This window comes from Natronoarchaeum sp. GCM10025703 (assembly GCF_042661985.1).
Classification (GTDB): Archaea; Halobacteriota; Halobacteria; order Halobacteriales; family Natronoarchaeaceae; genus Natranaeroarchaeum.
On sequence record NZ_JBHSZF010000001.1, the window covers coordinates 455,748 to 475,294 of the forward strand.

The window sequence follows — 19,547 nt, forward strand, 5'->3', positions numbered from 1 at the left end:
TCAGTCCGAAAAGAGGCTGGTGTGGACCGGCGCGAACTCGCTGTCCTCGGACGGACCGTCGTCGTCGGTGTCAGTCACCGCCTTGCCGTCGACGCCCGCTTCGAGGAAGTCCGCGACCGGCGGGCCGACGCTGTTCGGTTCGACGAGGAAGGCGTCGTGGCCGTGGTCGGACTCGACGACGTGATGGGCGACCTCGACGTCGGCCTCTCGGAAGGCGTCGGCCAGGGCTTCGGACTGCTCGCTCGTGAAATGCCAGTCGCCGGTGAAACTCATCACGAGCGCCTCGCCGGTGTAGGCCGCGAGCGCGTTCGCGTCGTCCTCGTAGCCGGCGGCGAGGTCGTAGTTGTCCATCGCCCGCGTCAGGTAGAGATAGCTGTTGGCGTCGAACCGGTCGACGAACTTGTCTGCCTGATAGTCGAGATACGACTCGACATCACGGTAGGGGAAAAACGCCGCCGCGGCGTCAGTCGGGAACGGCTCGCCGCCAGCGTCGCGGCCCGCCGCCCGTCGGCCGAACTTCTGGCTCATCGACGACTTCGAGAGATACATGACGTGGCCGATCTGTCGGGCGAGCGCGAGGCCGTCCGACGGTGGCTCGCCGTCGTAGTAGTGCCCCCGTTCCAGTTCGGATCGGCGCGGATCGCTCGCCGCGCGATGGAATCGAGCGCGAGACACTGGGGATCGACGCGACCCGCGGCCGCGATGGGGATTAGCCGTCGCACGTCGTCTGGGTACTGCTTCCCCCAGTCGAGCACGTTCATGCCGCCGACGCTCCCGCCGACGACGGCGTGAAGCCGACCGACGCCGAGCGCGTCGAGCGCCTGCCGCTGTGCGTGTGTCCAGTCGCCGACGGTCACCGGCGGGAACTTCGTGCCGTAGGGCTCGCCCGTATCGGGGTTCGTGCTCGCCGGGCCGGTCGTCCCGTAACAGGAGCCGGGAACGTTCACGGCGACGACGTAGTACTCCTTCGTGTCGATAGCTTTCCCGGGACCGACGATGTCGGACCACCAGGCGTGGGCCTGCCCGCCCGTGGGCTGGGCGTCCGACGGTTCGTCGTCCAGTCGCCGGTGGGCGACGTGGGCGCTCCCGGTGAGGGCGTGACAGACGAGCACCGCGTTGTCGCCGGTGAACTCGCCGTAGGCCTCGTAGGCGACTTCCAGTTGGGGAATCGATTCGCCGCACTCGAACTCGAACTCTCCGAGGCTGAGTACCCCGGCGTCGGCGTTCATCGACGCCCCTCCGTCGCAGGGGCGTCAGTCCGTGTCGGCACTGTCCGATATGTCCTCGTCATTTCGCTGTCGCCTCCTGGATGGCGTGTTCGACGTCCGCGAGGATGTCCGCCGGGTCCTCGATGCCGACCGACAGGCGCACCAGATCCGGCGTCACGCCGGCCTCTTTCTGTTCTTCGGGCGTCAACTGCCCGTGGGTCGTGCTCGCCGGGTGGATCACCAGCGTCTTCGCGTCGCCGATGTTCGCCAGGAAACTCGCCAGTTCGGTCTCCTCGCAAAAGCGCTTGCCGGCGGTGTAGCCGTCTTCGAGTCCAAACGCGACCATGCCACCGTATCCTCCCTGCAAGTACTTGTTTGCGTTCCCATGCGTCTCGTGGCTCTCCAGTCCGGGGTAGGAGACCCACGCGACGTCGTCGTGGTCGTCGAGATACTCCGCGACGATTGCGGCGTTCTCACAGTGTTTCTCCATCCGGATCGGCAGCGTTTCGAGTCCCTGCAGGGTCTCCCAGGCGTCGAACGGTTTCTGCTGGTTGCCCAGACTGCGCAGCGAGCGGTATCTGACCGCGGCCGAAAACGGGGCGTCGGGGAAATCGCGCGTGAAGTCCGTGTCGTGGTAGGCCTCGTTCTGGCCCGCAATCTCCTCGTAGCCGCCGGCCGCCCAGTCGAACTCCCCGTCCTCGACGAGCACCCCCCAATCGTCGTTCCCGACCCGTGGATCCACTTGGTTGTCGACTCCCAGACCAGGTCGGCACCGTGTTCGAGCGGGCGACAGAGCGCGGGCGTCGCGAAGGTGTTGTCGACGAACAGCGGCGTATCGTGCTCGTGTGCGACTTCGGCGATCGCCTCAGATCCGGCGTCACCAGCGAGGGGTTCCCGACCGTCTCGACGTGGACGTAGGCGGTGTCCTCGTCGATCGCTTCCTCGTAGGCGTCGACGTCGAGCGTCGGAACGAACTCGACGTCGATGCCGCGCCGTCGCGCCGTATGCGAGAGATAGGCCGCCGTCCCGCCGTAGGTATCCGTCGAGCAGACGACGTTATCGCCCACCGACGCCAGCACGAGCGTCGCGGCGTCGAGCGCGGCCATCCCGCTACCCGTCGCCACCGCCCCGGCCCCCCTTCCAGATCAGCCAGCCGATCTTCCAGCATCGAGACAGTCGGGTTGCTGATCCGGGAGTAGATGTCCTCCTCGCGGTCGAGTGCGTACAGCTCCGCGGCGTGGTCGGCGTCGTCGAAGACGTATGAGGTCGTCTGGTAGAGCGGCGGAGCACGTGAGCGCGTCGCCGAATCCGGCGACTGCCCCGCGTGGAGGCTCCGCGTCCGAAACTTCGGGAGGTCCGGGTCGGTCATGTGTAGTATGCATATATCTCTACACTCCTATAACTCAGAGTTACGGCAATATTCGCAAATATTGTCGCTTGTTTGCATGCCACACTCTCGTCGTCGAACGAATCGAGTCGTCGTGTACCCTCGCTCCCTACTGGCGCTGAACTGTCGATAGGGGAGCGGAGACGGGCAGAAACGCAACAGGTAACCGGATCGCACCCCAATACTCCGGCGTGTCTTCGACTCGACGCGAACGGGTCCTGCTCGCGGCGGTCATCTACGTCGTCCTGCTCGCGCAGGTGCTTCTCTACCCTGGTCTCGGCAGACTCGTCGCGACGCTCGGCGCGACGACCGACCTCCAGCCACGGATGTGGTTTCTCGGCGCCGAGTTCGCCGCGTTCATCCTCTTTGTCGGGATCTGGGGGCGGTGAGCGATGCGACGGGACGCCGGGTGCCGTGGATCGTCGTCGGTGCGCTCGGCGGTGCGCTCGGGTACGGCGTACTCGCCCTCCTGCCGCGTCTCTCGCTTGCCTCGTTCGAGACCGTCCTCATTCTGCGCGTCGTCCAGGGCGCGGCGACTATCGGTGCGTTCTCGCTCGCGATTACGATGCTGATGGATCTCGATGGCGGCCACGGCCGGAACATGGGCGCGGCAGGGATCGCTATCGGCCTCGGAACCGCTATGGGCGCGCCGATCGGCGGCCAGTTGACCGAACTTTCACCGGTCGCGCCGCTGTACGCCGCCACCGTCCTGCTGGCCGCCGTCGGCCTGCTCGTCACGCTCGTCGAGGACCGGGCGCCGCAGGGACGGCGGAGTACCCGCGAAGCCCTGGCGACGATCCGGCGGACGCCGACGCTGTCGATTCCCTACGCCTTCGGCATGATCGACCGCATGACTGCCGGCTTCTTCGCGCTCGTCGGCGTTGCTTACTTCGAGTCGGCGTTCGACCTTTCGCCCGGCGAGAGCGGGATTATGCTCGCGCTGTTTTTCGCCCCCTTCGCCCTGCTACAGTATCCGATGGGTGCGCTCTCGGACCGGATCGGGCGGACGATACCCATCGTCGTTGGCTCCTCGCTGTACGGCCTGGGGATCGCAGCCATCGGCCTGGTCGAGCGGGTCGAGTTCGCGGGCGCTGGAATGGTCGTCATCGGCGTCCTCGGGGCGTTGCTGCGCCCGCGACGATGGCGCTCGTCACCGACGTCGCGAGCGATATCGACCGCGGGACGGCGATGGCCGGGTTCAATCTCTTCGGTAGCGTCGGCTTTTTCGCCGGATTCCTGCTGGGTGGTACCATCGCCGGCGCGTACGGCTATCCGCTGGCCTTTTTCGTCGTCGGTGGGCTGGAAGTCCTGATCGCCATCGTCACGCTGCCTGCGTTCCTCAGACTCGGTCTCGGCGATGTGCCGACGGTCACCGCTGGTTCGTCGGACTGACTGAGTTTTCGTATAGCGGTATATGATTTACCACCTCTGACAGCCGTCACTCCCAACACAGGTCCGATCGGTCGAAAATAGCCCGTATCGCCGTCAGGCGCCGTTTCTGGATCCCGGTGTGACCGATATCGACTGCTCGGCGCCATCGCGGATCACCGTCATCGAGATGGTCTCCCCGGGGCTCGCTTCGAGCGCCAGATACGACGAAAACGAGTTCCCGTCCTGGATCTCTTCTCCGTCGACTGCGACGACTACGTCGCCCTCCATGTTCGCTGGTCCGGTGCCCGTCTGGAGTTTGCCGTCGGCCGGTCCGCCGGGTTCGACGCCCGCGATCAGTACGCCCTGCGCTTCGTCGAGGTTGTTCGCCTCGGCGATTGCCGGGGTTACCGGCAAGAACCGTATCCCGAGATACGGATGCTCGTACTCGCCCGTCTCGACGAGCGCCGGGACGACACGCCGGGCCAGCGCCGCAGAGATGGCAAACCCGATGTTATCTCCGCCTCCGGCGAAAATCACGCCCTCGACGCCGCCGTCGAGATTGACCATCGGCCCCCCGCTGTTACCGGGGTTTACCGCGGCGTCGGTCTGGATGGCGTCCGGGATGTTGAAGTTTGTCGGACTCGGGAGCGAGCGGTTGACGCCGCTTACGATACCCCGTGAAACGGAGGCGTCGAGTCCAAGCGGGTTGCCGATTGCGACCACTTCCTGTCCGACGACTGCGTCGGATTCCGATAGCGAGAGCGACGTCGCCGATTCCGGTGGATCGTCGACCTCGAGCACCGCAAGATCGCTGTACTGGTCGGTCCCAACCACCGAGGCGGGACGCCACTCGCCGCCGTTGAACTGGACGTTGATCTCCTCGGCACCGGCCGCGACGTGGTTGTTCGTTATCAGATAGCCGTCCTCGTAGACGAAGCCCGTTCCCTCGCCCTGACCGAACTCCGACCCCGTGACCTGTACAAGGACGACGGAGTCGATCACCGCCTCGTAGACCTGTGTATACGGGCTGTCGACGTCGGATTCATCCGAGTGGTTCAGTGACGATTCTCCCCCGTTCTGCTCCTCGTCCGAGTCCGACGTGTCCATACATCCCGCACTCGCAGTGACAAGAGCCACGCCCGTCGCCGACAGGAACCACCGTCTGGTCGCCTGCTTCTCTCCCATACGCCATTTCTAGGCCGCCGGGCGGATATATCGCTCGCACAGGATACCACCTGCCTCGTTTCCGGCCTACTTTTGTGTACAAGCCTCCTTACCCCGGATATGACTGAGTTCGACCCCGAAAAGTTCGAGGACAAGTATGCCAACTACTTCCCCGAACTCCAGCGAGCCTACAAGAACGCCTTCGAGACGATGAACGACGCCTACGACTCGGAGCTAATCCACGCCATCGATCAGCAGGTGCTCAACGAGAGCGAACCGTTCTACGAGGACGGCGGTTTCCGCATCGAACTCCCCGAGAACCCGACAGAGCGTGTGAGTGCCATCGTCGTCGACGACGAGAAGCTGAAAAGACCCTCGAGATCTACCTCGACGAGATCGAGGCCGAACTACAGCGCGTGTTCGGCCTGCAGAGCGAGTAAACCGTTCCGAGACGGCCGTTCGGCCGATCCGGGGCAACCGGAGACCAAAGGTCTAAGGACGGTCGCGCCCAACTGGTCTCTATGAGTACCGAGACAGCCGAGGGGGACGACCTTGAAGAGCGTATTGCGAACTTCCTGCGACGGAACTTCCCACAGATACAGATGCACGGCGGCAGCGCAGCGATTCAGAACATCGACCGAGAGACCGGCGAAGTCGATATCCAGCTTGGCGGCGCGTGCAGTGGCTGTGGTATCTCTCCGATGACGATTCAGGCGATCAAAAGCCGCATGGTCAAGGAGATTCCGGAAGTCGAGAAGGTCCACGCCGGAACAGGCGAATCTGCCGGTCACGGCGGCGAAGGCGGTATGAGCCCGTCGTTCCCCGGTGAATCCAGCGACGACGACGCTGACGAAGGCCCACAGGCCCCGTTCTGATACTTACCGGCCCCCGTTTTCTCGCTCCCACGACCGAACGAGCGTCGCGAGCGTTACGTTGACCGGCACGTTGACCCCGTGTTCGTCCGCACGGTCGACCACTGCGCCGTTGATCGCATCGATCTCCGTCCGTCGACCCGCGACGACGTCCTGATACATCGAAGAGCGGTTGTTCGCGGTCCCGTCGATCACTTTCTCGATAGCGCCGACTGCGCGTTCGTCTGCGAGTTCGACCGCTTCCGCTCTGGCGACCCGGGCCGTTTCGGTGGCGGCGCGGCGGGCGAGCCGATTCGTCGACCCCTCGCCGAGTACCCCGTTTTGCACCCGTGAGAGCGCCGTAATCGGGTTGATACCGGCGTTGACCGCGAGTTTCTGCCAGAGCCGTCTGGGCATATCCGCCACCGCTGTGGCATCGATATCGGCGGCGTCGAACGCGGCGGCGACGTCGTCCGCGAGTGGGGAGACGCCGCCTGCGGCCGCGCCGACTGTTACGGTGCCTGTTCCTGTACACGCCACGTGTCCCGGGGCTTCGAGTCGTGCACCGTACGTCGCCGTGCCGGCGAGGACCGGGCAATCCAGATATTCTTCGAGCACAGCCTCGTTTCCGATGCCGTTCTGTACCGATAGTACGGCGTCGAACGTCCCGGATGAGAGCGTTCCCGCGGCCTGCTCGGTATCGAAGCTTTTGACGGCGACGACGACGAGATCCGCAGTCAGATCTCGTCCGTCAGTCGTCGCGTCCGGGTGCACTCTGTGGTCAAACTCCCCGTCGATGTACAGTCCGTCGTCGCGTACTGTCGAAACGTGTGGATCCCGCCCCACCAGAGTGACTTGATGTTCGGTTGCGAGTAGGCCTCCCAGTAACGTTCCCAGGCTCCCTGCCCCGAAGACGACGATCTCCATACCCGAACGGGGTGTCCCACAGCGAAAAAGCTAGTCCTCGGTCCAGTAGTACAGTTCCTCCTTCCCTGCCTCACAGGAGGGGCATTCCTCGGGCATCGAATCGATGCTACCGATCTCACCACACTGCCAGCAGCGCCACATCAGGTTCATCTCGCCGTAGCTCTGCCCCGAGCGAAGCCGTTCGACGGCGTCGACATCGGCATCGGGATTCAGTCTGACGTAAAACCCGCTCTCGTCGAACCCCGGACAGTCCCCAGTTTCGTCCCATCGTCGTTGTAGATGGCTGCCCCCAGTGACACGTCCGATTCGGTTTGCTGACTCATACGGTAGCATACGACATGATCCATTATAAACGAATACCGCTGCTCAGAATCGGCTTCCACCTGCTGATCTGCTCCCTACCTCTGTCGGCGCTTGCTGCACGCTCTATTCGTATATTGTATGCCGCTATATCAAACCATGTCGGCCGCGGGGTTTGCGCTGTATCGTTCCGGCAAGTCGCTATCGAGAACGGTGAGCGCCGCACCGTCGACTGGGCGGAGACGCATCCGAAGTGGGCGCTAGCCGGAAACGTAGGTTTCGTCGCCGGTCACCGAACTACTTGACAACGACCGGCCCTCGATAGTTGTCGACCCCCAGCGCGAGCACCGTGCGTTCCACTACGATAGGGACCTCAGTTGGACGCCGACCGAGGAACCGGCCCGGAGCGGTCCGGAACCGGCGACAAGCCCGACCGTCGCGGACGACTGACCGTCGTTACGGCGGCCGCAGGAGGAAGCCAGCGACGCCCGCGGCCAGCGCAGCCCCCACCGAGCAGGAACGCGGCCTCCCAGCCGATGACTCCGATCAGCCAGCCGACGACGCCGCCGCCGAAGATCCCGCCCCAGATCTTCCCCGAGTACACCAGCGAGTTGTTCGTCGAGGAGTGTTTCGTACCGTAGTAATCGCCGACGATACTGGGGAACAGCGAGAACTGAGAGCTCCAGAAGAAGACGGCGATGGCGACCGTGAGGACGTAGCCGACGCCGCTTTCGATCCCGGCGAGCAGGACGACGCCGATCGTTCCGACGCCACAGAGGAGAAAGGAGATGGCCGTCACGCGCTCGCGGTCGAACCGATCCGAAAGCCCGCCGACGACGAGGCGTCCCGCCCCGGACGCGACAGGGAGGACGGTCGCCGCGGCGGTCGCGACGCCCGCGGAGAGTCCCGCCTGCTCCGCGTAGAGGATGCTCCGAGCCGTGATCATCAGGCCCGCCGCGCTCACCGCCACGAACATGAAGTACATCACCCAGAACTGCCAGGTCCGGATCATCTCTGTCCACGAGTACTGATACTGGCCGCCGTCCGGTGCTCGTTCGGCCGCGTCACCGGGGTCGGCAGCAGACGTGCCCTCTTGCTCCTCCTCGTCGGCGGCCGCCGCGCCGTCATCAGCGGCGTGCCAACCCACCGGCGGGTCCTTGAGGATGACGGTGCCGACCACGACGCCGACGGCGATGAGAACGCCCATGCTCCAGAGCGCAGTCGTCAGGCGTCCCTCCCCGATCATGTACCGGAGGAACGGGACGAACGCCGCGCTACCGGCGGCGAAGGCCATCGTGCCGACGCCGGTCGTCAGTCCGCGCTTGTCGGGGAACCACTTGAGCGCGGTGTTGACCGCCACCGTGTAGACCATGCCGACACCGACTGCACCCACGCCGTAGGCGATGTACACCTGCCAGAGTTCCGTGGCGAACGCCAGCGCGACGTAGCCCGCCCCGGCGAGAACACCGGCAGTGAGCGTCACCGTTCGCGGGCCGTAGCGGTCCCGCCACCACCCCGCGGGAAACTGGACGAGCGACATCACGACGACGAACAGGGTAAACACGAACCCCAGCGCTGACAGGGAAGCGTTGAGTTCGGCCGCAAGCGGCCCCTCGAGCGAGGACCAGACGTACTGGTAGGGGCTCACGAGCGCCATCATCACTGCGGCGGCGGCGATTTGCCACCAGCGTGAGTAGCCAAGCAGCGACTTGGCTCTGGCACCGAGTTCGTCGGCCGTACTCATCGCCACGACGCGGTCGCTGCGGGGGCGAATCGCTTCCCGACTGTCCCGATAGCTTCCGACACCCCTTCACCATCCGAAGTGGTCCCGCCGCCGGACTCGACCGAGTCGGTTCCCGGACTCTGCCCGCCAACGGCCGCGCGGACCGATACCTGTCCGTGGGATTCGTCCCTGATCACACCACAACGAGGAACGGTGCGGTAAAAAACGTGCCGCAGGGTGCTCGTAGACGACTGACTCGCCGACCCGGTCAGCTATCGCTCCGCGGCAGGCCCCGATCAGGCCGGTTCATCCTGGCCCCGCACCCAGTGGTCGATCAGCACGGCGACGATGATCACCAGCGGCACGAGTCCCAGCGTGTACAGTCCGGCGACGAACAGCGCCGCGAACAGGGCGACGGTCGTTCCCACCTGCATCTCGATCGACTGCTCGCCGAACCAGTCCAGAAAGCCCCCGAGTAACGACATTGTCCATGGCTTGGACGGCCAGAATAAAATACCAGTGCCTGACCGGGCGACCCGTGGCTGGACTCCGAGCGGTTCACATGAAGTCCGCAATACCGCTCTGCTTGTTGTTGTCGTTCTCGAAGATGCTCTCAGCTTCGTCTCCAGCACCTCCAGTCGCTGTTTCGTGTAATCGCGCGTGCCGAACTCGTCGGCGACCGTGATCGCGGTCTGCATGTACTTGTTCACGGAGCCCTCGTGGACGGTGAGGTTCACCCGGCCGCCACACTCCCGACACTCGCGGGACAGGGGCATCCGGCGGTACTTCTCGCCGCAGTCCAGACAGCGCGTTTCCTGGCGGGAGAAGGCCCGGAGGTTCCCGATCAGATCCGGCAGGAAGTGGTACTCGATCACCCGCTCTGCGACGTCGGTTTCGTCGACGGCCCGGATCTTTCTCGATAGCTCTAGCTGGGCGTTCATCTTGTCCATCATCGAGTCGAGCGTTTTGTACGCCGACAGATCCGGCCCGAGCGCGATGTCCGTGGTGTCGTGCGTGTGGCCGAAGCCGGCGTATTCGAGATCCGTGCCGAGCGTATCCTCGGCGATTTCGACGTCGACCGACTCCGGATCGGCCATCTCCCGGGTCGCCTCGTAGAAGTCGAGTGAGTACCGCTCGACGACGTCCATGTTGTGCGCCTCGTCGTCGATTTCGGTAGGGTCGATCCTCGAAGACATGACCAGCGGGGCGTCCATCCGCCCCCGCGCTTGTCTGGCAAATATGTTATACTAAAGTTCAAAAGTCCATCAAGGAGAAGCATTACACAATCTTCATCTCCGTCACAGTTCCGCCGCTTCGCCGCGTGGAAGAACGGATGCGCATAGCCGACTGCCGCGCTGGTAAAGCCGATGACGCGTCCGACCGTCGCCGCGCTGGTGTGGGGGCCATCCCGAACACGAGTTCGCCGACCAGTTCCTGGCGTTCCTCGACCTCGTAGTAGGGGTCGAGCCCGTAGTAGCTCTCCAGCAGGTCGTCGACGAAGTCCGCGGTCTTGAGCATGTGCTCGGCCGCGCCGTCCGAAAGCACGACGTCCTGGACTTTCAGCTCGACGAGCTGGTCGTCGTGCTGGAGCAGGTCGCCGTGGATATCCTCGTGGTAGCCGAGGCCGCGAAGCTGATCGACGGTGATGTCGAGTTCGCTCGCGCGAACCGACGTGACCGGCAGGTCCGTCATGTCGTAGCGGACGGTGCCGTCCTTGAACGAGGAGACGCCGTGTTTCGCGCGGAAGACGCCTTTCTCCATCGGCTCCGGCGTCTTGTTGTGCGAGGCGAGCCCTTTGACCCCTTTGAGCATCTCGAAGGCGTTCTCGCGCTCGCCGACGGATTCGAGAGCCTCGCGGTACTCCGCGTGAATGTCGACGATGCGCGTTTCGACGGAGGTCCCGTCGATCTCACAGTGATCGCAGTGGACCCGTCCGGACTCGTCGGGGTAGAGTCGGGTCTCGCAGTCGGGACACTCGTAGTGTGGCTCGGTGCGGGCGTCGCAGTCGGGACAGCGCGTCTTGAAGCTGTGCGTGCCGCACGCGGCACACTCCCGGCGGCCGACCTGGACTTCGACCTCGCCGGGCGTGTCGGTCATCGAGTCGGCGTGTTTGGCCGCGGCGGAGACGTCACGCTGGGCGCCGCCGGCCTCGCCGATGGGAAAGAGGGTGTGGACGGCGGGGCTCAGTTCGCGCGACTCGGACTTTTCCGGGCGGCCCATCCGGTTGCCGACGCGGGTCGGCGAGCGCTCCCGGATCTCGAAGGGGGCGACCTCGTTGACCGCGTCGACGGCGTTGGGCCACGTCCGGGCGTCCTCGGAGAGTGTCTCCCAGGTTCGGGTAAGCCGGTCGCCGTCGACTGCGAAGCCGAGCGAGCGGACGAACGGCCGCCAGACGGGAACTCGCAGCGTCGTATCGGTCTGAGTGTGTTCCAGCAGGAGCGCCTCGACGGCCTCCAGCACCGTCTCCGAGCGCGGCAGGACGAGCACGTCGGTGTGGGTCGGTTCGACGCTATTGTGTTCGACCTCCGGGATGTCGGCGTCGACCGTTCCGTTCTCGACGGCCTCGACGACGGCCTCGAACGTCTCGACGTCGATGTCGTGCCAGAGACAGGTGTGGTCGGGGTGGAGCGGTGCATCGTGCTCGGTCGCCCACTCGATGGCCTCGTCCGGACCGGGAGACTGCAGGTCGATGCCCGGCGAGTCCTCCATCGCCTGAACATCCACCCCGGTCTCGGCGAACTCCTGAATCCACCACTCAAAGGTGTAGCCTGCGGGCGCGAGCGAGTGGTTGTTCTCGACGAACTCGCCGTAGTTGACCAGATACTCGCCGACGTCGATGATCTTCTCGACGCCGTTTCTGATTTCGAGGGCCTCCGCCGGATCGTCGATCTGGCGGACCTCGCCGTTGGCGAGGCGCACTGTCGGCCCCTCGATGCTGTCGACGGGGACGACACCCGCCGCCTTTCCGGGGAGTTCGGTCTTGATCTGCGTGCCGGTCGCGAGGAAGTCGTCGACCAGATGCATCGTCGCGGGATGGACGCCCGCCGTCGCGAAGCCGTGGTTGCGCGACCGACCGTAGTGGAGGCGAAAGCCGCCGGTCTCGCTGGGATGCGAGAAGACGGGTCGCCCGGCGATCAGGTCCCGCAGGAACTTCTTGCTGGAGTCGACCCGCGGCGGCCCCTCTCGCTCTGCGGGTTCGTCGCCGGCCTCGTCTCCCTCGTCATCGGTGTGCTCGCCGCTTTCGCTCTCGTCCCCGGCGTCGTCTTCCTCGTCAGAATCGCCGATCGTTCCGTCGATGAGGTCGTCGAGCCAGGGCCAGTCGACCTCCTCCAGGTTCCGCGTGTAGCGCTTGATCTTCGGCGCTTTGAGCGCGATTCCTCCGCGAGGACGAGACACATCCCGCCGCGGGGGCTGTTGGTCTCGATCCGTTCGAGATCCCGAAAGCCCGAGACTTCCTCCTCGCCGGTCGCCTCGCCGTCGAGCATGATCGGGCAGTTCCGCGTGATGAACTTCGTCTCCTTGTCCTTCGGCGAGTACTGCAGGCCGGTCTCCTTGTCGTAGAGGCCGACCTCCTCGGCGTAGCGCTCGACCTCCTGGTCTCTGGCTCTGAACTCGTCGACGTCAAGCAGCGCCCGGGCGTAGTCAGCGACGAGCACGGAGAGCGCCTGTGCGGTCCCGCCGGCCGAGCGGATCGGCCCGGCGTAGTAGACCGCGACGAACTCGGTGCCGTCGTCGTTCTCGTTGAGTTCGACCCGGTCGATCCCCTCGATCGGTGCCGCGACGACGCCCTCGGTCAGCAGGGCGACTGCCGTCCGGACCGCGCCTTCGATCTTCCCCTCCCGAGACTCGTAGTCGCCGACCCGCCCCTCGACGAAGTCGGTTACCAGTTCTGCGCGGCCTCCTCGCGGCTCATCTCGCCTTCGAGGTCGCGGACGCGCTCGGCGACGCCGTCGATTCCGAGGATGTTCTCGACCCGGTCGGCCATGTCCTTGGCGATCGGAATCTCGACTTCCGGTTTGGGGTCGCCACCGCGCGCTTTGGCCTCGCTCGCGACGTCCATCGCCACGTCGAGTTCGTCTTCAAGCCGGCCGAAGTAGCGCTCGTCTTCCTCCCGCATCTATAACCAGAGATCCAGATCGGTCTCGTCGTCGTGTTCCCGCACCAGCGGTTCCTCGAACACCCGCAGATACACCTCGCCCGCCCAGACGGTCCCGCCGTCCAGATGGCCGGCGAGCGCCTGCCCGCTCGGGCGAGAAAGGACGGCGTGCGTGTGGGCGAACCGCTCCTCGTCCAGCAGGGAGACGTTCCCGACGCAGCTAGCGACCTCCAGCGGTTCGTCGAACTGCACCGGGTAGTACTCGGTCTCGGCCTGATCGTAGAACCACAGTTCGGCGTCCTGAACCGCACCCAGCGCCGTAAACCACGCCGCGTCGGCGTCGACCGACTCGGCGAGGGCTTCGATCTCCTCGCGCCAGTCCGCGCCGTGTTCCAGACTCGCGAGGTACTCCCCGTCGTCTCGACCTCCCGATAGTTCATAGCCAGTCAAGCGTGTCCCACGGACAAAAATCTGCGTGTTCCGCTCACCCGGACAGCCACTGCCGGAGCCGTGCGTCGAGCCGCTGTATCCGGACCGTTGCCCACCCGAACGCATCTCGTATCGGATCCTGTACCGACGCGGGTAGCCAGTGTGCCCACCGGATGAACGTCGCCACCGACCCGACCGGATATCGCGCTCTGGGCGACGGATCGCTTGCGGCATCGACGACCGTCGCTGCGACAGTCGCCGGGGAGATAGCGAGCGGGCCGCCGTCCAGCGCCCACCCCTCTTCGAGGGCTGCGTAGCTCTCGGCGTACGCCCCGGTACGGTCGAGGTCGGCGAGTCGCTCGCGGGCCTGCTCGTCGAAGTCGGTATCCACCCACGGCGGTTCGACGAGCGCGACGTCGACGCCTGTCCCGCGTAGCTCCAGTCGGAGGGAGTCGGTCAGCGCCTCCAGCGCGGCCTTGCCCGCGGCGTAGCCTCCCAGCCCCTGATAGGCCGACAGTCCGAGGACGCTGGAGACGTTGATGATCCGTCCCTCGCCGCGCTCGCGCATGCCGGGTAGGACCAGCCTGACCAGCCGGTGGACGCCGTGGACGAGCACGTCGAACTCGTCTCGTACCTCCTCGACGGGGACGTCCTCGACCGGACCCGATACGGCGTAGCCGGCGTTGTTCACCAGCGCGTCGATGCGTCCGGTCTCGGCGGTGATCGCTTCGACGACCGTCTGGCACTGCTCGGCGTCGGCCACGTCCAGTTGGCGGGTGCGACAGCGGTCGGCCACCGGCGCGGGCAGCGGCGTCTCGACGTCCGTCGCGTACACCGTCCAGCCCCGGTCGGCGAAGGCGATGGCCGTCGCTGCGCCGATGCCCGAGCCAGCACCCGTGATCAGGACGACTCGCGGATCGGTTCTCGTCGCGCCGTCGGCCGTCGATTCCCGGGCGGTCACAACTGTTCGGCGCTTCGAGGTGTCGGCTTGTGATACTTGTGATGCGAGCAGGATCCGGGCTGTGAAGGGCATCCGACACGTACGGCGGGGTATGACTGCTCCCGAGGAGATCGACGACACGCCGACGCTCGCCTGTTCACGCTGTGGTCGCGAGTGGGACCTCGCCTTCGAACTCGACGAACTGGGCGTCGGCAATCAGGCCGTCGAACAGTTCGCGCTCGATCATATGCGGCATACCGGGCATTTCCCCGATGGCGTCGCGACCTGGCGCGCGGACTGCCGGCAGTGTCCCGCCGGCGAGGAGCGTCTCTCCGAGCACGGTGTTCGGCGCTGGGCGGAGACCCACGCACGACACACGCGTCACGAGATAGAGATCCGGAGCGACAGCGACGCGGTCAGCCTCGTCGAACCGGACGAGTAAGAGAGCGCTCCCCGGCCCGAGTGTCATCTTTGAAACTATATCCGTTATTATCGGTGGCGTCGTAGTTCGGTATGCAATGGCATCCCAAGAGATCCACGAGGAGTTACATGTCGATCAGTACACGCTCGGACTGGTCGGCCCAGAGCAGGAGTGGGCCGGCACGGTCGCCGACGGCGGAACGATTACGACCCACACGCCGCCGGCGTGCTGGGGCCCGATGATCACGCCCGGGTTCCGCGGCGGCCACGAGGTCACTCGGCCAATACGGGTCGAGAACGCAGAGGTGGGCGACGCCATCGCGCTCCGGATCAGGGATATCGACGTGACCAGCGTTGCGACGAGCACCGGATCGATGCGCGAGCGCGAGGAGGCGTTCGGGAGCGACCCGTTCGTCGACCACCGCTGTCCCGAGTGTGGCACCGAGTGGCCCGACAGCGTCGTCGAGGGCACTGGCGAGGACGCGATCCGGTGTGCGGAGTGTGGCGCGAACGCCTCCGCATTCGGTTTCGAGTTCGGCTACACCGTCGCGTTCGACGAGGACCGGACCGTCGGGATCACCGTCGACGAGTCGGGCGCACACGACCTCGCCAAGCGGGCCGAGGAGGCGATGGACCTCCCCGAGAACTCCCGTCAGCACCCGATCCTGCTCTACGAACCCTCGGAGATTCCGGGGACGCTCGGTCGGCTTCGACCGTTTATCGGGAACGTCGGGACGACGCCGCCGGTCGAACTGCCGGACTCGCACAACGCCGGCGACTTCGGCCAGTTCCTGATCGGGGCCGACCACGACTGGGGCCTCGACGACGAGAGCGACCTCGACGCCCGGACCGACGGCCACATGGACGTCCCAGAGGTCCGCGCCGGGGCGACGCTGATCTGTCCGGTCAAGATCGAGGGCGGCGGCATCTACGTCGGCGACCTCCACGCAAACCAGGGTGATGGCGAACTCTCCCTGCACACGACCGACGTGAGCGGGCGCACCGAGATCGATGTCGAGGTGATCAAGGATGCGGGCATCGACGGGCCGGTGCTGTTGCCGAACCGCGAGGATCTACCCTTCATTAGCCAGCCCTACACCGAGGCGGAACTCGACGCGGGCCGGGACCTCGCCGCCGAGTACGAGACCGACCTCGACGAGGAGATGGGGCCGATCCAGGTGATCGGGAGCGGCGCGACGATCAACGACGCCACCGAGAACGCCTTCGACCGCGCCGGGACCCTCCTCGACATGAGCGAGGGCGAGGTCCGCTCCCGGTGTACGTTCACCGGCGGCGTCCAGATCGGTCGGCTTCCCGGCGTCGTCCAGTTGGATATGCTCGCGCCGCTCGACCGCCTCGAAGCGCGCGGCCTCGACTCGCTCGTCCGCGAGCAGTACGATCTGGCGTAAAATCGCGTCCAGCGCTCCGCTGGACGTGCCGGTTGCCCTCCAACCTATTAAAAAAGAGCTCTCGCGCTGTCGCGTTACTCCTCCTCGGTGTCGCCGCCCAGTCGCTTGCTGGCCAGCGCACCGCCGGCCGCGCCAGCGATAGCCGCACCGATGCCGAATCCTGGCGAACCGTCGTCGTCTTCGGTGTCGCTCTCTTCGCCGTTCTCCGCCCCGTTCTCCATTCCGTTTTCGTCGCCGTTTTCGTCGCCGTTCTCCGTCCCGTCTCCGTCACCGTTCTCGTCGCCGTTCTCCGATCCGTTCTCGTCGCCGTTCTCCGATCCGTTCTCGTCGCCGTTGACGTTTTCGTCGTCGGTCGAATCCGGTTCCTCGTCGCCGAGAGTCACGAGCGGTATCTGGGGTGTCGTCTCGGGCGTGTTCGCCAGCACGTCCGCCCGGGTCGCGCCCTCGGGTAACAACAGATCCATGGCGGCCGGGTTGTTGGCTCCCGCGGTTCCACCCCCGATAACGTACTCGGCGGCTTCGGGCTCGATTGCGCGAATGCTTCCGTCTCCGTACCCGTCGAACGGCGTCATGATCGCGGAGAAGGCGACCTGGTCGTTCCAGTCGACTGCCTCCTGTGGGAAGTCGACAGCGACCGCGTTCGACGCGGTCTGTGTGTACTCGACGTCTCCCGAGACCTCCTCGCCGTCCGCGCTCTCGACCGCTGCCAGTCCCTCCCCGTGTGCGACGACCCGAGTGTGATACGGAGACTCGAACGCGAAGTGCGTGCCCGTCCGTCCGTTGGGGTCTTCGGGCCCGTCGGCCTCAGGTGAGTTGATATACACCTGGACGAACTGGTGAGAGACCGGATCGAGGTCGAAGTTGTTCTGGATGTCGGCCGCCATCGTGAACTCGATGCGGACCCGCTCGTCCGACTCGTACAGCGTCACCGTCTCGACGTCCCAGACGCCCTCGTAAAAATCCCCGCCGGTCGGCAGCGTGTACTGATCAGGGCCGTAGGGCGCTCCGCCGGTACCGGTCTCGAAGGCCTCGACTTCGGTAAAGTCGCCCTCCTGGGCGGCTACCGATGGCACGCCGACGACTGTCGCTGCAGTGGCTGCGCCGATTCCTGCAAGGTATTCTCTTCGTTGCATAGCTGAGTAATTATATTATAGATATAAAAACATTATGAACAATTGCATCATAATTAGATATAGCTCGCTCCACGGAGCACGTCAGATACATACCGGTACACCCGCTACGCCCGGCCATGAGTGAGGATTCGGTTCAGTGTTGGCTCGTCGAACGCTCCTACGGCGACGAGAACCTCGTCTCGTTCGTCTACGCGACGCCGGACGGGGGCCGGTACCACCAGCGGGACCTCTCTGCGAACATGCTCTTTCGCCTCGACGTGACGGCCGCCCGGTCGGTGCCCGAAGCGGACCTTCAGCCAGTCGATGACGAAGCGCTTCAGGAACGCTACGCCACCGAAGCCGAGCGAATGGCGAGCGACCACGACCCCGACGACGTGATCTGAGGGGATACTTTCGCGCTCCGTTGCACAAAGAAAATATACACTCGGCTCGTGGCCTTCCGATATGGCCGCCATCGAACTCGACGGGGTCACGAAACGGTACGACTCGGTGACCGCGATCCGTGACCTGTCCCTCCAGGTCGAGGACGGTGAGATCTACGGCTTTCTGGGACCGAACGGCTCCGGGAAGTCGACGACGATCAACATCCTCCTCGATTTCGTCCGACCGACCGACGGCACTGCGAAAGTGTTCGGTATCGACTGTCAGGAAGACCCGCTCGCCGTCCGACAACGGATCGGCGTCCTCCCCGAAGGATTCAGCGTCTACGACCGGCTTACCGGCCGCCAGCACGTCCAGTTCGCCTGCGAGTCCAAAGGCGTCGACGCTGACCCCGAGGCGTTGCTCGACCGCGTCGGACTCGTCGACTCGGCGAGCAGGCGAGCCAGCGACTACTCGAAAGGCATGAAACAGCGGCTGATACTGGCGATGGCGCTCGCTGGCGACCCTGACTTGCTGATACTCGACGAGCCGACGACCGGCCTCGACCCCAACGGTGCACGCCGGATGCGCGAACTGATCGAGGCCGAACGGGACCGCGGTGCGACGGTCTTCTTTTCGAGTCACATTCTCGCTCAGGTCGACGCCGTCTGTGATCGGGTCGGCATCCTCACGAACGGCGAACTCACCGCTCAGGACAGCATCGACGCCCTCCGCGAGTCGACCGACTCGACGGACACGCTTCGCATCACTGTCGCCCGACCGGACGGGCGTGCGCTCGACGCCGTCCGCTCGCTCGCGGGCGTTTCTGAACGTCTCTACGGACGGGAACACGATGCTGGTCGACTGCGCGGACGCCTCCAAAACCGCCGTCATCTCGGCTATCGAGGAGGCTGGTGTCGAAGTCACGGACTTCTCGACCGAGGAGGCGTCGCTGGAGGAACTGTTCGAGCAGTTCACGACGGAGGCACGCCGATGAGTTGGCAGGTCATCGCGCGCAAGGAACTGAAGGACTCGATCAGGTCCCGGTCGCTCATCGTGCTCTCGGTGCTGTTCGTGTTGCTCTCGCTGTTTATTACCGGGCTGTACGCCGCAGTCCCGTTCCTGGGTGCGACGGGCAGCGAGGAGCTAACGGTTCAGAGCCTGATCTCGTTTTTCGGTACAGCGGTGATGTTCGTCCCGATCATCGCCGTCCTACTTGGCTACAAGGCCATCGTCGGCGAGCGCCAGTCGGGCAGTCTCGCACTCACGCTCTCGCTCCCGCACACGCGTGACGACGTGGTCCTCGGGAAGTTCCTCGGGCGGTCGGTCGTCCTCGCCATCCCGATACTGCTCGCCTTCCTCGCCGGACTCGTCGTCGTCATCGCGCTGTTCGACGCGTACTCGGTGATCGACTATCTGGTGTTCGTCTTTGCCGTCCTGCTCATCGGGGTCGCGTACCTGAGTCTCGCGATCGGCTTTTCGGGCTCGACGACCTCCTCGGTGCTGTCAGGCGTCGGCGTCTTCGTCCTTTACGTGCTCTTTCGGTTTCTGTGGGGACCCGGCCTGTTCGTCACACAGAGCGCCGTCAACCGAGTCCAGACCGGTGAGTGGTCGATACTCTTCGAGTTCGACTGGTGGATGTACCCCATCGCGATGATCAACCCGCACTACGCCTACCAGATGGTGCTGTACGGCTTCGTCTACGGTGACGCCGCACAGCCGCGATATATGGGCGCGTGGTACGTCAACGGCTGGACCGGACTGGCCGTCCTCGCCGCCTGGACCGTGGTTCCGCTCGCGGTTGGCGGGTGGCTGTTCCGCCGGAGCGA

13 protein-coding genes and 9 pseudogenes are annotated in these 19,547 nt (G+C 65.1%); 9 read left to right on the plus strand and 13 right to left on the minus strand.

Annotation, left to right across the window (positions count from 1 at the left end; translation table 11 throughout):
- Window positions 1-1,229 (minus strand): annotated as a pseudogene (metX, locus tag ACFQH2_RS02525) (homoserine O-acetyltransferase MetX).
- Between the two features lie 58 nt (window positions 1,230-1,287).
- Window positions 1,288-2,577 (minus strand): annotated as a pseudogene (locus ACFQH2_RS02530) (O-acetylhomoserine aminocarboxypropyltransferase/cysteine synthase family protein).
- A gap of 209 nt (window positions 2,578-2,786) precedes the next feature.
- On the opposite strand from ACFQH2_RS02530, the pseudogene ACFQH2_RS02535 reads away from it, so the two are divergent.
- Window positions 2,787-3,987: pseudogene (locus ACFQH2_RS02535) on the plus strand (MFS transporter).
- Window positions 3,988-4,080: 93 nt separating this feature from the next.
- Here ACFQH2_RS02535 and ACFQH2_RS02540 read toward each other — a convergent pair.
- Window positions 4,081-5,151 (minus strand): S1C family serine protease, encoded by a 1,071-nt coding sequence (locus tag ACFQH2_RS02540; protein ID WP_377056504.1) that lies wholly within the window; start codon window positions 5,149-5,151, stop codon window positions 4,081-4,083.
- 99 nt (window positions 5,152-5,250) lie between these two features.
- Between ACFQH2_RS02540 and ACFQH2_RS02545 the strand changes: the two are divergent.
- Together ACFQH2_RS02545 and ACFQH2_RS02550 are read left to right on the plus strand one after the other, a co-directional pair.
- Window positions 5,251-5,570: pseudogene (locus tag ACFQH2_RS02545) on the plus strand (DUF5783 family protein).
- Between the two features lie 81 nt (window positions 5,571-5,651).
- Entirely contained in the window at window positions 5,652-6,005 is a 354-nt protein-coding gene (locus ACFQH2_RS02550) for a NifU family protein (RefSeq protein ID WP_377056508.1), read from the plus strand.
- 3 nt (window positions 6,006-6,008) lie between these two features.
- On the opposite strand, the gene ACFQH2_RS02555 is transcribed toward ACFQH2_RS02550, so the two are convergent.
- Window positions 6,009-6,908 (minus strand): ketopantoate reductase family protein, encoded by a 900-nt coding sequence (locus ACFQH2_RS02555; protein WP_377056510.1) that lies wholly within the window; start codon window positions 6,906-6,908, stop codon window positions 6,009-6,011.
- 30 nt (window positions 6,909-6,938) lie between these two features.
- Window positions 6,939-7,255: pseudogene (locus ACFQH2_RS02560) on the minus strand (rubredoxin-like domain-containing protein).
- Here ACFQH2_RS02560 and ACFQH2_RS02565 point away from each other — a divergent pair.
- Window positions 7,247-7,513, plus strand: a complete 267-nt coding sequence (locus ACFQH2_RS02565; RefSeq protein WP_377056514.1) for a putative inorganic carbon transporter subunit DabA — start codon at window positions 7,247-7,249, stop codon at window positions 7,511-7,513. The pseudogene ACFQH2_RS02560 and the gene ACFQH2_RS02565 sit on opposite strands and share 9 nt — an antisense overlap.
- 68 nt (window positions 7,514-7,581) lie before the next feature.
- Here ACFQH2_RS02565 and ACFQH2_RS02570 read toward each other — a convergent pair whose 3' ends face one another.
- From ACFQH2_RS02570 to ACFQH2_RS02600, 7 genes and pseudogenes are all read right to left on the minus strand, one after another.
- A complete protein-coding gene (locus ACFQH2_RS02570) occupies window positions 7,582-8,952 on the minus strand; it encodes an OFA family MFS transporter (protein ID WP_377076426.1) in 1,371 nt (456 codons plus the stop codon).
- Window positions 8,949-9,128 (minus strand): hypothetical protein, encoded by a 180-nt coding sequence (locus ACFQH2_RS02575; RefSeq protein ID WP_377056518.1) that lies wholly within the window; start codon window positions 9,126-9,128, stop codon window positions 8,949-8,951. The genes ACFQH2_RS02570 and ACFQH2_RS02575 overlap by 4 nt, the downstream gene beginning before the upstream one ends.
- 99 nt (window positions 9,129-9,227) lie before the next feature.
- Complete coding sequence (locus tag ACFQH2_RS02580) at window positions 9,228-10,145, minus strand: hypothetical protein (RefSeq protein ID WP_377077018.1); 918 nt, start codon at window positions 10,143-10,145, stop codon at window positions 9,228-9,230.
- Between the two features lie 149 nt (window positions 10,146-10,294).
- Window positions 10,295-12,818, minus strand: a pseudogene (polC, locus tag ACFQH2_RS02585) (DNA polymerase II large subunit); the annotation flags it as partial.
- Window positions 12,812-13,048 (minus strand): hypothetical protein, encoded by a 237-nt coding sequence (locus ACFQH2_RS02590; RefSeq protein WP_377076427.1) that lies wholly within the window; start codon window positions 13,046-13,048, stop codon window positions 12,812-12,814. The gene ACFQH2_RS02590 and the pseudogene polC, both read right to left, overlap by 7 nt.
- Window positions 13,049-13,467 (minus strand): annotated as a pseudogene (locus ACFQH2_RS02595) (PPC domain-containing DNA-binding protein). It lies immediately after the preceding gene.
- Window positions 13,468-13,511: 44 nt separating this feature from the next.
- On the minus strand, window positions 13,512-14,489 hold the full coding sequence (locus ACFQH2_RS02600; RefSeq protein WP_377056526.1) for an SDR family oxidoreductase: 978 nt from the start codon (window positions 14,487-14,489) through the stop codon (window positions 13,512-13,514).
- Between the two features lie 19 nt (window positions 14,490-14,508).
- Here ACFQH2_RS02600 and ACFQH2_RS02605 point away from each other — a divergent pair, with 19 nt between their 5' ends.
- Entirely contained in the window at window positions 14,509-14,838 is a 330-nt protein-coding gene (locus tag ACFQH2_RS02605) for a hypothetical protein (protein WP_377056528.1), read from the plus strand.
- Between the two features lie 76 nt (window positions 14,839-14,914).
- A complete protein-coding gene (locus ACFQH2_RS02610) occupies window positions 14,915-16,225 on the plus strand; it encodes an acetamidase/formamidase family protein (RefSeq protein ID WP_377056530.1) in 1,311 nt (436 codons plus the stop codon).
- Between the two features lie 74 nt (window positions 16,226-16,299).
- Here ACFQH2_RS02610 and ACFQH2_RS02615 read toward each other — a convergent pair whose 3' ends face one another.
- Window positions 16,300-17,358 (minus strand): glucodextranase DOMON-like domain-containing protein, encoded by a 1,059-nt coding sequence (locus ACFQH2_RS02615; RefSeq protein WP_377056532.1) that lies wholly within the window; start codon window positions 17,356-17,358, stop codon window positions 16,300-16,302.
- Between the two features lie 116 nt (window positions 17,359-17,474).
- Here ACFQH2_RS02615 and ACFQH2_RS02620 point away from each other — a divergent pair, with 116 nt between their 5' ends.
- From ACFQH2_RS02620 to ACFQH2_RS02630, 3 genes and pseudogenes are all read left to right on the plus strand, one after another.
- Entirely contained in the window at window positions 17,475-17,741 is a 267-nt protein-coding gene (locus tag ACFQH2_RS02620; RefSeq protein WP_377056534.1) for a hypothetical protein, read from the plus strand.
- A gap of 61 nt (window positions 17,742-17,802) precedes the next feature.
- A pseudogene (locus ACFQH2_RS02625) lies at window positions 17,803-18,715 on the plus strand (ATP-binding cassette domain-containing protein).
- A gap of 68 nt (window positions 18,716-18,783) precedes the next feature.
- Window positions 18,784-19,491 (plus strand): annotated as a pseudogene (locus ACFQH2_RS02630) (ABC transporter permease); the annotation flags it as partial.
- Between the last annotated feature and the right edge of the window lie 56 nt (window positions 19,492-19,547).